Source organism: Zobellella denitrificans, from assembly GCF_002237365.1.
Lineage (GTDB): Bacteria > Pseudomonadota > Gammaproteobacteria > Enterobacterales > Aeromonadaceae > Oceanimonas > Oceanimonas denitrificans.
Genome location: NZ_NMUO01000098.1, coordinates 1 through 14,820, shown reverse-complemented (window position 1 = coordinate 14,820; position 14,820 = coordinate 1). Strand labels below are relative to the sequence as shown.

Sequence of the window (14,820 nt, the reverse complement as noted above, 5' to 3'; positions counted from 1 at the left end):
AGTTTTGTATAAGATACCGCCTGAAGCCAGGGCCCGGCAGCGAGATCCGGATCTCATTGGCACCCATTTCGGTCATTTTTTCATTAAAGCTTTTGCCCGCCGCTCCGATAACCCCAGCACAGGCCCAAGGGCGGAAGGGGAAGCCTCCCCGGCGAAAAAATCACTAAAGTCGCTGATGAGTCCGCCGATAACCTGAACAAGCAAGCAATACCGGCAAGGGCCGGGACCATCCTCAACGGAGAGTTTTAATATGGCGATTAATGTCAACACCAACGTCACTTCCATGACCGCTCAGCGTAACCTCAACGCCTCCAGCAGCGCCCTGGCCACCTCCATGGAGCGGCTGTCTTCCGGTAACCGCATCAACTCCGCCAAGGACGATGCCGCCGGCCTGCAGATCTCCAACCGCCTGAACTCCCAGGTGCGCGGCTTAGGGGTCGCAATGAAAAATGCCAACGACGGTATCTCCATCGCCCAGACCGCCGAAGGCGCCATGCAGGAGTCTACCTCCATCCTGCAACGGATGCGCGACCTTTCCCTGCAAGCAGCGAACGGTTCCAACACCGACAAAGATCGTGCCGCCATGCAGAAAGAAGTTTCTGCCCTGCAGGCCGAGCTGACCCGTATCGCCGAAACCACCTCCTTTGGTGGCCAGAAGCTGCTGGATGGCACTTTTGGCTCTCGTGATTTCCAGATTGGTGCTCAGGCTAACGAAACACTCGGTCTTAAACTCAATAACATCAGCGCAAGCAGCCTGGGACTGAATAAGGTTGAACTTGATGGTGATGCAGTAGGTGCAATTAGTGTTGGTGCCGATCTGACTGGGCGAGAAGCTTTTGGTGATGGTGGTAAAGTGACCATTACTGGTTCAGCCGGGTCTGCAACCATTACTCTTCCTGCTGCTGCTGATAACGCAGAAGCAAATGATGTGGCAGCAGCTATTAATGCCCAGAGCAGTGTGACAGGTGTTACCGCCGAAGCCACCAATAAAGTCGAGATTACTGGCTTGGCAGGTATTGATGCAGGTGAAAATGTTACATTCACACTGAATGGTGAGAACGTCAGCTACAATGCAAGTAACGCTAACAGCCTGGCTGAGCTGGCATCTGCAATCAATGGTAAATCATCAGCGACTAACGTTTCCGCAGAAGTTATTACTAAGGATGATGGTACTTCCGCGCTGGTTTTGACATCAGCCAACGGTGAAGATATTGCTTTGTCTGACTTTTCAGGTGCTGATGGTGATGCCGCTGAAACTTTTAATGTGGCAAAAGTAAATCTTGATGGTGTTGCAGGAATTCCCGCTGCTGTTGATGCTGCTACAAATATGGCCTTTATTTCGCAGGGTTATATTGTATTGAGCGATTCCAAAACTGACGCAGGTATTACAGTTCAAGAGTTTGCAGCTGATGGAGCTACTCCTGCAACAACCTTGATTGATACTGCAACTACCAAGAGTGATGATATTGCATCACTGAATATCGCCAGCTCCGATGGTGCTCAAAGCGCTATTAAAGTTATCGATGCCGCTCTTGCTCAGATCGACTCCCAGCGTTCCGATCTGGGTGCCTTCCAGAACCGGATGAACAGCACCATCAATAACCTGGCCAATATCCGTGAAAACGCCGCCGCCGGTATGGCGCGGATCAAGGAAGTGGATTTTGCGGAAGAGACCGTCAACCTGACCAAGCAGCAAATCCTGCAGCAGGCCGGTACCTCCGTGCTGGCCCAGGCCAAGCAGCTGCCTCAGGCGGCGTTGTCCCTGCTGGGTTAAGGCGACCGGGTTTGATACACTCTCAAGGGGCGGCAACGCCCCTTTTTAAGTGACGGCGAGCCTTAAGCTGAAGGCTGGAACGCAGGGCGAACCAGCCTTCAGCTTAAGGCCTGGCTGACAGCAGGAGCATTTATGGACACTCAACCGCTGACCCAAAAAACCATGACCACCACCGCCGACACCGCCTTCAAGGCCAAAGAGCTGGCCCCCAAGGTGGGCGAGGCGGCGCAAACCGCCCAGGCCGTGCCCGAGGCGGCCAAGGCCGAGAGAGGGGCTCTGGAGCGCGAGCAACTGAAAGAGCTGGCGGCGCGGATGGAGGAGTTGGCCGGCAGCTTTAACCGGGGGCTTAGATTCAGCGTGGACGAAGACTCGGGCCGCCAGGTGGTCACGGTGGTGGACAAAACCAGTGGCGAAACCATCCGCCAGATCCCCACCGAAGAGCTGCTCGACATTATCGCCCGCCTGGCCGAGGCCAGCGGCGGCCTGATAGACGTAAAGGTATAAGGAGGCCCAATGTCCGGTCTTAAACTGCCCGGGGTGGGCTCGGGCTTTCCCATCCAGAGCTTTGTGGACGCGGTGGTCAGCGCCGAGCGCACCCCCAAGGAGCAGCAGCTGGCGCGGCGCGCCAACAGCATTGACGTGCAGCTGTCCGCCTATGGCGGGCTGAAAAGCGTGCTGGACGAATTTAAAACCGCGCTCAAGAAACTGGGCGACGAAGAGGCTTTTCAGAAGCGCTCGGCGCGCTTCAGCGAGTCCGGTTTTCTCACCGCCAAGGCCGACAAGAGCGCGGTGGCGGGCAGCTACAGCCTGGTGGTGGAGCAGCTGGCCGAGGCCCACAAAATCGGCTCCGACTATATTACGGGTGAAAACGCCAAATCCCTGCAGCTGGGCTCGGGCACCCTGGAGCTGACCAGCAACGGCGAGAGCTTTAGCGTCGATATCGCCAGGGACAAAAGCAGCCTGGCGGATATCGCCGAGGCCATCAACAATGCCGAGGACAACAAGGGCGTACGCGCCACGGTGGTGACCGACGATCTGGGCTCCCGGCTGGTGCTCTTTGCCGAAAAAACCGGCGTGGCCAATGAAGTCAGCCTGTCCGTTAGCGGCAATGGCGACGGTGACGACCATAACGGCAACCCGGCCAGCCTGGCGCTGCTGGGCAATTTTGATACCCTGCAAGCGGCGCAGGATGCCCGTATCAAGCTGGATGGCGCCACCATTACCAGCGCCACCAACGAGTTCAAGGACGCGGTCACCGGCCTGACCCTGACCGCCAGCAAGGTCAGCGACTGGACCGACGACAGCAAGACCGAGCGCAAGGCCACCACCCTGACCATCGGCTACGACAAGACGTCGGTGGAAACCAACCTCAAGGGCTTTGTCGAGTCCTTCAACAAGGTGATGAGCACCATCAAGCAACTTACCGCCTACAACGTCGAGACCCAGAAGGCGGGGCCGCTCAACGGCGACGGCAGCGCCCGGGCCATCACCGCCCAGATCCGCGCCCTGCTGAGCGAGGCGGTGGAAGGGGCGGTGTCGCCGGTGAAGAGCCTGACCGACCTCGGCATTACCACCAAGCAGGACGGCACCATAGAGCTGGACGCCGCCCTGCTCAAGAAGCAGGTGGACGAAAACTTCGAAAAGGTGGGGCTGCTGTTTGCTTCCGAAAAGGGGGTGGCGGAAAAACTCGACGACCTGCTCGAGGGCTTTGTCGGCAAGGAAGGCATGCTGACCGAAAAGGACAAGTCCCTGCGCGAGCAGATGAAAAAGCTGGAGAAGGAGGCGGACGCCTTTACCCTGCGCATGGAGGAATTCGAGGCGCGCACCTACAAGCAGTTTTCCGCCATGGACATCGCCGTGGCGCGGATGAACCAGCAGCTTAACTCCGTGGTCAGCGCCTTCGAGAGCATGCCCGATTTCAACAGCTGGAGAAAGAAATGAGCCATCTCGCGCGGCTGCTCGAACTGGACCAGGAGCTGCTTGCCATCTTCGAGCAGCCCGAGCAGCTGGACGAGGCGGCGCTCAACAGCCGCCTTGAAGAGCGCGGCGCCCTGCTGCAGGCGGTGATCGCCGAGGCCAGTATCAGCCCCGAACAGGCCCAGGCCCTGGTGGACCGATCCCGGGCGCTCAAGCAGGGCGCCGAGCAGGCCAGGGCACGGCTCGCCGAGCGGCTGGCCACCATGAAAAAGGGCCAGGCCTCCGCCCGGGCCTACAACCAGGTAAAACAACAGGAGTAATAATGCGCGGTTCCCTCAAAGCCTATAAATCCGTGGCGGTCGACAGCCAGAAAAACGTGGCCAGCCCCTACAAGGTGGTGCAGATGCTGCTGGCGGGCGTGCTGGAACGCCTGGCCAAGGCCAGGGCGGCGGCCGAGCAGAACGATATCGCCCGCCGGGGCGAGCTGGTGGGCAGCGCCATCAGCATCATCAGCGAGCTGCAGGGCGCCCTGGACCAGGACGCCGGCGGCGATATCGCTGCCAACCTCGACAACATCTACGATTACGCGGTGCGCGAGCTGCTGCTGGCCAATGCCGAAAATGACGGCAACCGCATCGAAACCGTGAGCCGGCTTATCCGCGAGATCAAGGAAGCCTGGGACGCCATCCCGCCCGAGCAGCAGGCGCTGCCGGAATAAGTCACACCGGCCCGGCTGAAAGCCGGGCAGGCTAAAAAAGGCGCTTCGGCGCCTTTTTTGCGTGTGCGCCGTTCCCTGCGCCAGGCCGTGTTGCCGGTTGCTTCGGCGGGCCGATACCGGCCCTGACGATGGGGCGTCGCCACCGCTGTCAAAAAGGCGGCAGGGGCGGGGAAGGGGGGAACGACGAGCGGAATGGATTCAAATGTCTATGGGCGTGGTAACGGGTACTTGCTTGATCGAGATCAACTTATCGCCTAAAAGTAATAGTTCGATGTCGAGTTTTTTTGACGCCTGTGTCAGAATCCCGGCAGCATGCTTGGCCAGGAAGTACCTTAATGGGTCCTGTTTTATCCTGCCCTGTGCCGGCTTGCTGACGCCGGAGCAACAGAGTCAGCCTAATCAAAAGAGGTGCCCGCGGGCACCGAAAACAACGAGCCGGGAGGGGATCGGGATGGTCCCCTGTCTCCCACGACATAAGCATGTTCTGAGTGTAAGGATTGTTCCATCCTATGGGATCTTACGGAAGTGTACTGATTATCGATAGCGACGATGTCCGTCGTACACGTCTCGAAGCCATTCTTTCCTTTATGCAGCTTCACTGGCGCAGCTGTCCGGGCGACAACGCCACCGGCCTGCTCGGCCAGGCCGGGGCGCCGATCTGCGTGCTGCTGGGCGACTCGCCCCAGGCACCGGAGCTGATCGCGGCCTTTCCCCGCCATGCCTTTATCAGCCTGGGCGCCCTGCCGGTCACGGCGGCCAACCTGGTCGGCCGGCTGGACGAGCTGACCTATCACGAACTCACCCCCCTGCTGGAGCAGGCCAGGCGCTACCTGGCGCCGGCCGGGCAGGAGCAGCGGCTGCACCGCCAGGTGGTCGGCCGCTGTGCGGCCATGGAGGAGGTGAAGGCGCTGCTGCGGCAGGTGGCCGACAAGCAGGCCAATGTGCTGCTGCTGGGCGAGTCCGGCACCGGCAAGGAGGTGATCGCCCAGGCCATCCACGCCCTGTCCCAGCGGGCCGAGGGCCCCTTTGTGCCCGTCAACTGCGGCGCCATACCGGCGGAGCTGCTGGAAAGCGAGCTGTTCGGCCACGAAAAGGGCGCCTTTACCGGCGCGGTGTCGGCCCGCAAGGGCCGCTTCGAGCTGGCCGAGGGGGGCACCCTCTTCCTGGACGAGATCGGCGACATGCCCCTGCCGATGCAGGTCAAGCTGTTGCGGGTGCTGCAGGAGCGCACCTTCGAGCGGGTGGGGGGCACCAGGCCCATCCGGGCCGATGTGCGGATCATCGCCGCCACCCACCGGGATCTGGAGGCCATGATCCGCGAGCAGCGCTTTCGCGAGGATCTCTACTACCGCCTGAACGTCTTTCCCATCCAGGTGCCGCCCTTGCGCGAGCGCCGGGAGGATATCCCCCTGCTGCTGGAGGAGCTGATCCAGCGTCATCGCCAGCACCACGGGGCCGAGCTGTCGTTTTCGCCGGCGGCCCGGGCCGCCCTGCAGCAACACGACTGGCCCGGCAATGTGCGGGAGTTGTCCAACCTGGTGGAGCGAATGTTCATTCTCTACCCCGGTTGCCGGGTGGAGCCGGAGCAGTTGCCGGCCCGCTACCGCGGCAGCGCGGGGGAGGGCACCGCCGCCTGCCGTGAGGAAGACGAGCGGGACGCCCTGGCGGCCCTCTTCGGCAGCCGGGATGAGGCGGAGGACGACGACGCGGGAGCCTTCTTCGAATTCGGTGCCGACGAGGAGGCCGGCGGCGAGGTGCTCCGGGTGCCGCCGCTCGGTCCGCAAGGCATCAACCTCAAGGAGATGCTGGCCGGCATCGAGATCGAGCTGATCAGCCAGGCGCTGGACGTCAACGAAGGGGTGGTGGCGCGGGCGGCGGAGCAGCTGGGCATGCGCCGTACCACCCTGGTGGAAAAGATGAAAAAATACGGCATCAGCCGGGAATATTGACGGGCAGGGATCCAGATGAGATGGCATGGATATTGAATGTTTGCCGGCCATGACACATGCCCATTCCACTACCGATACCCGCTGGCTTTCCCTGCTGGAAGCCGAACAACTGGAGCAGTTGCTCCTGTCCATGCCCAGCGGCCTGCTGTGGCTGGACGGGCGCGGCATCGTCACCGGGGCCAACCCGGCCGCCCAGGCCCTGCTGGGTGAGCCCCTGCTGGGGCAGCCCTGGCTGGCGGTGGTGGCGCGGGCCTTCGTGCCCCGCCCGGACGACGGCTTTCAGGTGTCGCTGCATGACGGCCGGCGGATCCAGCTGGCCATCGCCGATCTGGCCGGCTGCCCGGGGCAGCTGATCCAGCTGACCGACATGACTCCCACCCGCGCCTGGGCCGAGCGGCAGGGGCATGCCCGCCGGCTGGAAGCCCTGGGCAAGATGGCCGCCACCCTGGCGCACCAGATCCGCACTCCCCTGTCGGCGGCCATGCTCTACGGCGCCAACCTTGCCAGCCCGTCCCTGAGCGACGAGCAGCGCGGACACTTCTGCCGGCGCCTGCAACAACGGCTTGCCGACATCGAGCGCCAGATCGGCGACATACTGCTGTTCGCCCGCCGGGAGCAGGCGCCGCTGGCCGAGCCGCTGCGGGTCGACACCCTGCTGCGGCAGGTGCAGGAGCTGGCCCAGGCCCTGCCGGCGGCGGAGGCGGCCGAGATAGTGCTGGATCCGGTCGGAGCCGCCCAGTTGCTGGGCAACGGCAACAGCCTGTGCGGCGCCTTGCTGAACCTGGTGGAAAACGCCCTGGAGGCCGGTGCCAGCCGTATCCGGCTGACGGCGGCGGAGCAGGACGGTGGCCTCTGCATCCGGGTCCGGGACAACGGCAAGGGCATGGACGAGGCCCTGCAGGCCAGGGTGTTCGAGCCCTTCTTCACCACCCGCAGCCAGGGCACCGGCCTGGGGCTGGCGGCGGTGCAATCGGTGGTGCAGGCGCACCAGGGGCGGATCGGGCTGTGGTCGGCGCCGGGGCAGGGAGCCGAATTCAGCCTGCAACTGCCCTTGTTGCCGGCGGAACCAGGGGGAAGCTAGGTGAGCGCACAGATACTGATCGTCGAGGATGACTGCGGCCTGCGCCAGGCCCTGGAGGACACCCTGCTGCTGGCGGGCTATCGCTGTTGCTGTGCCGCCAGCGCCGAGCAGGCCATGGCGCTGTTGAACGAGCAGGCCGTGCACATGGTGCTGACCGACGTGCAGATGGCCGGCATGGACGGCATCGCCCTGTTGCAGTGGATCGGCGGCCGCTTTCCCGGCCTGCCGGTACTGGTGATGACGGCCCACGCCCAGGTGGCGGGCGCGGTGGCGGCCATGCGGGCCGGGGCGGTGGACTACCTGGCCAAGCCCTTCGCGCCCGCCGCCCTGCTGGCCCAGATAGCCCGCTACCTGGAGCCGGCCCCGGGCGAGGAGGGCGAGCCGGTGGTGGCGGACCCCCGCAGCGTCCAGTTGCTGCAGCTGGCCGAGCGGGTGGCCCGCTCCGGCGCCAGCGTGATGATTTCGGGCCCCAGCGGCACCGGCAAGGAGGTGCTGGCCCGCTTTATCCACCGGCGTTCGGCCCGGGCCGGGGGACCCTTCGTGGCCATCAACTGCGCCGCCATTCCCGACAACATGCTGGAGGCCACCCTGTTCGGCTACGAGAAGGGGGCCTTCACCGGGGCGGTGCAGGCCTGTCCGGGCAAGTTCGAACAGGCCCACCAGGGCACCCTGCTGCTGGACGAGGTGACCGAAATGGATCTGGGCCTGCAGGCCAAGCTGTTGCGGGTGCTGCAGGAGCGGGAAGTGGAACGGCTGGGCGGGCGCAAGACCCTGGCGCTGGACGTGCGGGTGCTGGCCACCAGCAACCGGGATCTGCGCCAGGCGGTGGCCGAGGGCCGCTTTCGCGAGGATCTGTACTACCGGCTCAACGTTTTTCCCCTGGCCTGGCCGGCCCTGGCCGAACGGCCCGGCGACATACTGCCGTTGGCGGAGTGCCTGCTGGCCCGCCATGCCAGGAGCCTGGGGCGCGGCGGCATGGCGCTGTCCGCACAGGCCTGCCGGCGCCTGGCGCAATACCACTGGCCGGGCAATGTGCGGGAGCTGGAGAACGTGATCCAGCGGGCGCTGATCCTGGCGGCCGGAGAGAGGGTCGAGGCCGGCGACATCCTGCTGGATGCGCCGCTACCCGGCAGCCCGGCGCCTGCTATCCCGGCGCCCGGCAGCCCGGCGCCCGGAAATCCGCCTTCCGCCCCGGTGTCCGCCCCCGATTCCCTGGGGCGGGAGCTGGAAAGCCAGGAGCACCAGATCATACTGCAGGCGCTGCACGCCTGCGCCGGCAGCCGCCGGCTGGTGGCGGAAAAGCTGGGCATCAGCCCCCGTACCCTGCGCTACAAGCTGGCCCGGATGCGGGACGCGGGCATCAGCCTGCCCGGATAGGGCGAGTAAATATTAGCCCTGGCTTGTTTATTGCATTATTATCGCCAACGTCAAAATACCGAATTTACGGAATGATCAGGAGCCGTGTCGATGGACATCAAAGCCAGTGCCTTGCTGAATGAAATGCAAGCGCTCCAGGGGGAGATGCGAACCCCCAATCAGGTAAATGCCCCCGGCCTGCATCAGGATTTCTCCGCCTTGCTGAGCAAGGCCATCAACAACGTCAACGAGCTGCAGCAAAGCACGGACTCGCTGCGCGGCCGCTTCGAGCTGGGCGACGAGGCGGTGAGCCTGGAGCAGGTGATGATAGCGGCGCAGAAATCCGGCATCGCCTTCGAGGCCACGGTACAGGTGCGCAACAAGCTGGTGGACGCCTACAAGACCATCATGAACATGCCGGTGTGAGGTAGCAGGTGGCCGATAATCCGCTGGTGGAAGCCGACAAGAACGCGCTGGCGAACGGCGACGGCACTGGGCTGGAAGCCGATGAGCAGAAAAGCACCCCACTCGCCATCCTGAGCAACAGCGACCTGCTGCGCCAGATCATGCTGGTGCTGGTGCTGGCCATCTGCCTGGCCATAGCGGTGTTCGTGCTGCTGTGGGGCAAGGAGCCGGAAATGCGCCCGCTCGGCATCTACGACAACGCCGAGTTGATCGAAACCCTCGACTACCTGGACACCCAGAAGATCCCCTACAAGGTCGAAGGCAATACGGTGCTGGTGCGGGCGGACAAGTTCCAGGATATCCAGCTGGGCATGCGCCGCTCGGGGTTGAGCCAGAGCCTGCCCGAGGGCGAGGCCATACTGCTGTCGGATCCCGGTTTCGGCATCAGCCAGCGGCTGGAGCGGGAGCGGCTCAACCTCAGCCGCGAGCGCCAGCTGGCGCGGGTGATCGAGCAATACAACAGCGTGGCCCAGGCCCAGGTGCTGCTGGCCATTCCCCGCGAGAACGTGTTCGTGCGCGACCGGCGCCAGCCCAGCGCCACCGTGGTGCTGAACCTGAGGCGGGGCAGCACCCTGCGCCAGGAAGAAGTGGACGCCATCGTGGATACGGTGGCCTCGGCGGTGCCGGATCTGACCCCGGGACGGGTGACCGTCACCGATCAGAACGGCCGCCTGCTCAATTCCGGCTCCCAGGATCCCATGGCGGCCCGCACCCGGCGCGAGTTTGAACTGCAGCAGAAGCAGGAAGCGGAGTATCGCCAAAAAATCGACGCCATCCTGAGCCCGGTGCTGGGGCTTGGCAACTACACCGCCGAGGTGGACGTGCGCCTCGACTTCACCCGCCAGGAGCAGACCGTCAAGTCGTTCAATCCCGACATGCCGGCGGTGCGCTCGGAAATGGTGATGGAGGACAACACCCTGGGCCTGGGCCCGGTGGGCATTCCCGGCGCCCTGACCAACCAGCCGCCGATGGAGTCGGACATTCCCGAAGAGGCCGAGGGCCTGGCCCAGGAAAAGGCGCGCAACGAGCGCAACCGGCGCGAGGCCACCCGCAACTTCGAGCTGGACACCACCATCAGCCGCACCGAAAGCGCGGTGGGCGACATCCGCCGGCTGACGGTGTCGGTGGCGGTGGACTACAAGACGGTGCCCAATGCCGAGGGTGGGGTCGACAAGGTTCCGCTCAGCCAGGACGAGCTGCAGCGCATCGACCGGCTGCTGCGCGGCGGCCTGGGCTTCGACGTCAGCCGGGGCGACGCCATCGAGGTGGTGTCGGTGCCCTTCAACCGGCCCGACTTCGACAGTCTGGCGGATGAACCCTTCTACGAGCAGCCCTGGTTCTGGCACCTGATGCGCATCCTGGGCGCCGTGGTGGTGCTGGTGGTGCTGCTGCTGACCCTGGTCAGGCCCATGGTGATGCGCCTGCTCAACGCCGACGACAAGCTGCCCGAGGACGTGGATCTGGACTCCCAGAGCGCGCTGCTCGGCTCGGATAACCTGAGCCTGCTGGCGCAGCAGGCGGAAGAGGACATGTTCGGCATTCAGGACGGCAAGCTGATGCTGCCCGAACTGCACAAGGAAGAAGATCTGCTGCGGGTGGTGCGCGCCCTGGTGGCCAACGAGCCCGACCTGACGGCCCAGGTCATCAAATACTGGATAAAGAGCGATGAGCGCTAACGAGATCACCATCGACGACGAACAGCGATTGCTGCTGCACAAGATGAGCGGGGTGGAAAAGGCCGCCCTGCTGATGCTGAGCCTGAAGGAAGACGACGCCGCCCAGATCTTCCGCCACCTGGAGCCGACCCAGGTGCGGCGGCTGGGCATGATGATGTCCACCGCCAACGATTTCAGTCCCGACAAGGTGGGGGCGGTGCACCGCCTCTTTATCGAGGATATCCAGCGCTTCACCAATATCGGGGTCGGGGTGCACGACTTCGTGCGCAACGCCCTGGTGGCGGCCCTGGGCGAGGACAAGGCCACCCGGCTGGTGGATCAGATCGCCGCCGGCACCGGCTCCCGCGGCCTGGACTCCCTCAAGTGGATGGACGCCCGCCAGGTGGCCAGCCTGATCCAGAACGAACATCCCCAGATCCAGACCATAGTGCTGGCCTACCTGGAGCCGGAGCAGTCCGCCGAAATTCTGCAGCAGTTCCCCGAGCCGGTGCGGCTCGATCTCATCATGCGGGTGGCGGAGCTGGAAGAGGTGCAGCCGGCCGCCCTGCAGGAGCTGAACGACATCATGGAGAAGCAGTTCGCCGGCCAGACCGGGGTGCAGTCCGCCAAGATGGGCGGCCTGAAGGCGGCGGCCAACATCATGAACTACCTCGATACCGCCATCGAAGGGGTGCTGATGGATTCCATCCGCGAGCAGGACGAAGAGATGAGCATGAAGATCCAGGATCTGATGTTCGTGTTCGAGAACCTGATCGATCTGGACGACAGGGGCATCCAGATGCTGCTGCGCGAGGTGAACAACGAACTGATCCAGCGTGCCCTCAAGGGGGCCGACGACATGCTCAAGGAGAAGTTTTTCCGCAATATGTCCAAGCGGGCGGCGGAAATGCTGCAGGAAGATATCGACGCCATGGGCCCGGTACGGGTCAGCGAGGTGGAGCTGGCGCAGAAGGAAATCCTGGCCATCGCCCGGCGGCTTGCCGACGAGGGGGAAATCTCCCTGGCCAAGGGGCCGGGTGACGATTACGTATGAGCAAGGACAAGATCAGGCAGTACCTGCGCCCCGATGCCGGGCAGAAGGTGGAAAGCTGGCCCTGGCCGGACATGGCCGAGGACGGGCGCAAGCGCCGGCCCGGCGGCAATGCTCTGGGCTATGTGCCGCCCCTGCCGGCCGTAGCGCCGGCGGTCGAGCTGGAGCCGGAAGAGCAGCCCGAGCCGCTGACGGCGGAGGCGCTGGACGCCATCCGCCAGGCCGCCTACGACGAAGGCTACGAGGAAGGCCGGCAACAGGGCTTTGAACAGGGCCGGGAGGAAGGACGGCTGACCGGCCTGCAGCAGGGCCATGAGGCGGGCCTGGCCCAGGGGCTGGAGCAGGGGCTGACGGAAGGACAGGAGCGCATCGACGAGCTGGCCGCGCGCTGGCAGCAACTGCTCGAACAACTGAGCCGGCCGCTGGCCGCCATCGACAAGGCGGTGGAGCAGAGCCTGGTGACCCTGGCCCTGGAGCTGGCCCGCAACCTGCTCAAAGCCGAGGCCGAGACCTCGCCCCGCCTGCTGCTGGCCACGGTGCAGGAGGCGGTGGCCGCCCTGCCGGGGCAGGATGGCCAGATCACCCTTTACCTGCATCCCGAGGATATCGAGCTGCTGCAGCGCCAGTACGATCAGGAGAGCCTCGGCCGCCGGGGCTGGGAGCTGGTGCCCGATCCGGGCTTCGAGCGGGGCAGCCTGCGCCTGAAGACGGCCCTGTCCACCCTGGATACCAGCCTGGCCGGGCGCATCGATCAACTGATGGCGAATTTTATCAAGGCCAACTGGAGCCGCTTCCATGGTCCTGAGTGAGCGGCTGGCCGCCTACCAGACCCGGGGCCTGGCGCCGGCCATGGTGGCCAGCGGCCGCCTGACCCGGGTGGTGGGGCTGACCCTGGAGGCGGTGGGCTGCACCGCGGCGGTCGGCAGCCAGTGCCGGATCCAGACCCTGTTCGGGGAGATGGACGCCGAAGTGGTGGGCTTTGCCGAAGACAAGCTGTTCCTGATGCCGAGTGAATCCCTCAAGGGGGTGGTTCCCGGGGCCCGGGTCACCCCGGTGGGGGAAGGGGCCGGGGTGCCGGTGGGCATGGGCCTGCTCGGCCGGGTTATCGACGGCATCGGCCAGCCCCTGGATGGCCGGGGCCCGATCCAGGCCGCCGCCACCGCCGACTTCAGCGCCCAGCGGCTCAATCCCATGGCGCGCAAGCCCATCGAGCAGCCCATGGACGTGGGGGTGCGGGCCATCAACGCGGTGCTGACCGTGGGCCAGGGCCAGCGCATGGGCCTGTTCGCCGGTTCCGGGGTGGGCAAGAGCGTGCTGCTCGGCATGATGACCCGGGGCGCCAAGGCCGATGTGGTGGTGGTCGGCCTGATCGGCGAGCGGGGCCGGGAGGTCAAGGAGTTCATCGACGTCATCCTGGGGGAGGAGGGGCGCGCCCGCGCCGTGGTGGTGGCCGCGCCGGCCGACGCCTCGCCGCTGATGCGGCTCAAGGGCTGCGAAACCGCCCTGACCCTGGCGGAATACTTCCGGGATCAGGGACTCAATGTGCTGCTGCTGATGGACTCCCTCACCCGCTATGCCCAGGCCCAGCGGGAGATCGCCCTGGCGGTGGGCGAGCCGCCGGCCAGCAAGGGCTATCCGCCCTCGGTGTTCGCCAAATTACCGGCGCTGGTGGAGCGGGCCGGCAACGGCGCCGAGGGGCAGGGCAGCATCACCGCCTTCTTCACCGTGCTGACCGAGGGGGACGATCTGCAGGATCCCATCGCCGACGCCGCCCGGGCCATCCTCGATGGCCACATAGTGCTGTCGCGGCAACTGGCCGACAGCGGTCATTATCCGGCCATCGACATCGAGAAATCGATCAGCCGGGTGATGACGGCGGTGACCACGGAGGCGCACCAGCGTTGCGCCCGGGCCGCCAAGCAGGCCTATGCCCTGTACCAGCAGAACCACGATCTGATCAACCTGGGGGCCTACCAGCAGGGCGCCGATCCGCGCCTGGATCTGGCCATCAATATCCGTCCCCGGCTGGAGCGCTTCCTGACCCAGGGCATGAAGGAAGTGATCAACCTGGAAGCCAGCGTGGGTGAACTCGAAGTGCTGACCCGGCCGCTGCAGAGGGCCGGCTGATGAGCAGCAAGGCCCTGCTGTTGCTGCTGGACAAGCTGGACGGCGAGGAGCGCCAGGCGGCGGCCCAACTGACCGCGGCCCGGCAGCAACTGCAGTTGCTGCAACAGCAGCAGCAGACCCTGAGCCAGTACCAGCGCCACTACAGCCAGGAGTTCCAGAACCGGGGCCGAGAGGGGCTGAGCGCCCATCAGTACGGCCACTTCCAGGGCTTTATCGACAAGCTGGAGGTGGCCCAGCGCCAGCAACTGGAGGGGCTGCAGCAGGCCCGGGCCCAGGTGGAGCAGTCCCGGGCCGGCTGGCTGCAGGTGAGAAGCCGCCGCCAGGCCATCGCCCGGTTGCTGGAGCGGGAGGCGCTGCGCAAGGAGCAGGCGGCGGCGCGCAGCGAACAGAAGATGCTGGACAACATGGCGATCTACCGGTTTCACAAGCACCGGCATTCGTAGCCAGGCACACAATTTGCATAACATAATCAGCTTGATAGTTTGCACAGCAGCGGTCATTGACGAACAGCGAGTTCCGACGGCCCAGGCCGATATTGAAGGTGGTTCATGAACATGATGATTCAGCCCGTCGCCCCGGCACCGGCGGCTACCGCCGGTCAGGGAGCCCAGGCCGGCGGTGGGGGCAACTTCGCCGACACCATGCAGAGCGCCGAGCGCCGGCTCGGCGAGGCGGAAACCGGCGGCAGGCAAGCCGCTGAGGCCGACAAGGCCGATGGGCGGGAGTC

At 64.7% G+C, this 14,820-nt stretch carries 15 protein-coding genes; all 15 read left to right on the top strand.

The window, feature by feature from the left end; genetic code table 11:
• A partial coding sequence (locus CGX12_RS20125; RefSeq protein WP_217898196.1) for a hypothetical protein occupies nt 1–196 on the top strand: 196 nt, incomplete at its 5' end.
• A 54-nt stretch (nt 197–250) separates the two neighbouring features.
• Complete coding sequence (locus CGX12_RS16420) at nt 251–1,774, top strand: flagellin (RefSeq protein ID WP_094040928.1); 1,524 nt, start codon at nt 251–253, stop codon at nt 1,772–1,774.
• A gap of 132 nt (nt 1,775–1,906) precedes the next feature.
• Complete coding sequence (locus CGX12_RS16415) at nt 1,907–2,278, top strand: flagellar protein FlaG (protein ID WP_094040927.1); 372 nt, start codon at nt 1,907–1,909, stop codon at nt 2,276–2,278.
• Between the two features lie 9 nt (nt 2,279–2,287).
• Entirely contained in the window at nt 2,288–3,715 is a 1,428-nt protein-coding gene (fliD, locus tag CGX12_RS16410) for a flagellar filament capping protein FliD (protein ID WP_094040926.1), read from the top strand.
• Nucleotides 3,712–4,011 carry a hypothetical protein gene (locus tag CGX12_RS16405; protein ID WP_094040925.1) on the top strand — a complete coding sequence of 100 codons (300 nt, stop codon included), beginning with the start codon at nt 3,712–3,714 and terminating at the stop codon, nt 4,009–4,011. The genes fliD and CGX12_RS16405 overlap by 4 nt, the downstream gene beginning before the upstream one ends.
• Before the next feature lie 2 nt (nt 4,012–4,013).
• The gene (fliS, locus tag CGX12_RS16400) at nt 4,014–4,409 is read left to right on the top strand and encodes a flagellar export chaperone FliS (RefSeq protein ID WP_094040924.1); all 396 of its coding nucleotides are present in this window, start codon (nt 4,014–4,016) and stop codon (nt 4,407–4,409) included.
• Nucleotides 4,410–4,918: 509 nt separating this feature from the next.
• Nucleotides 4,919–6,358, top strand: a complete 1,440-nt coding sequence (locus CGX12_RS16395) for a sigma-54 dependent transcriptional regulator (protein ID WP_094040923.1) — start codon at nt 4,919–4,921, stop codon at nt 6,356–6,358.
• Nucleotides 6,359–6,407: 49 nt separating this feature from the next.
• Entirely contained in the window at nt 6,408–7,439 is a 1,032-nt protein-coding gene (locus CGX12_RS16390; protein WP_438273043.1) for a sensor histidine kinase, read from the top strand.
• Nucleotides 7,440–8,816: a sigma-54-dependent transcriptional regulator gene (locus CGX12_RS16385; protein ID WP_094040922.1), complete on the top strand. Its 1,377-nt coding sequence runs from the start codon at nt 7,440–7,442 to the stop codon at nt 8,814–8,816. It abuts the gene before it with no gap.
• Between the two features lie 90 nt (nt 8,817–8,906).
• Nucleotides 8,907–9,221, top strand: a complete 315-nt coding sequence (gene fliE / locus CGX12_RS16380) for a flagellar hook-basal body complex protein FliE (RefSeq protein ID WP_094040921.1) — start codon at nt 8,907–8,909, stop codon at nt 9,219–9,221.
• A gap of 26 nt (nt 9,222–9,247) precedes the next feature.
• Nucleotides 9,248–10,936, top strand: coding sequence for a flagellar basal-body MS-ring/collar protein FliF (fliF, locus tag CGX12_RS16375; RefSeq protein WP_176442099.1), 1,689 nt, complete (start codon nt 9,248–9,250; stop codon nt 10,934–10,936).
• Nucleotides 10,926–11,969 carry a flagellar motor switch protein FliG gene (gene fliG, locus CGX12_RS16370; RefSeq protein WP_094040919.1) on the top strand — a complete coding sequence of 348 codons (1,044 nt, stop codon included), beginning with the start codon at nt 10,926–10,928 and terminating at the stop codon, nt 11,967–11,969. Before fliF ends, fliG begins: the two co-directional genes overlap by 11 nt.
• The gene (fliH, locus tag CGX12_RS16365; RefSeq protein ID WP_094040918.1) at nt 11,966–12,775 is read left to right on the top strand and encodes a flagellar assembly protein FliH; all 810 of its coding nucleotides are present in this window, start codon (nt 11,966–11,968) and stop codon (nt 12,773–12,775) included. The genes fliG and fliH overlap by 4 nt, the downstream gene beginning before the upstream one ends.
• The gene (fliI, locus tag CGX12_RS16360; RefSeq protein WP_094040917.1) at nt 12,762–14,093 is read left to right on the top strand and encodes a flagellar protein export ATPase FliI; all 1,332 of its coding nucleotides are present in this window, start codon (nt 12,762–12,764) and stop codon (nt 14,091–14,093) included. Before fliH ends, fliI begins: the two co-directional genes overlap by 14 nt.
• Nucleotides 14,093–14,536: a flagellar export protein FliJ gene (gene fliJ, locus CGX12_RS16355; protein WP_094040916.1), complete on the top strand. Its 444-nt coding sequence runs from the start codon at nt 14,093–14,095 to the stop codon at nt 14,534–14,536. The genes fliI and fliJ overlap by 1 nt, the downstream gene beginning before the upstream one ends.
• The last annotated feature ends 284 nt before the right edge of the window (nt 14,537–14,820 follow it).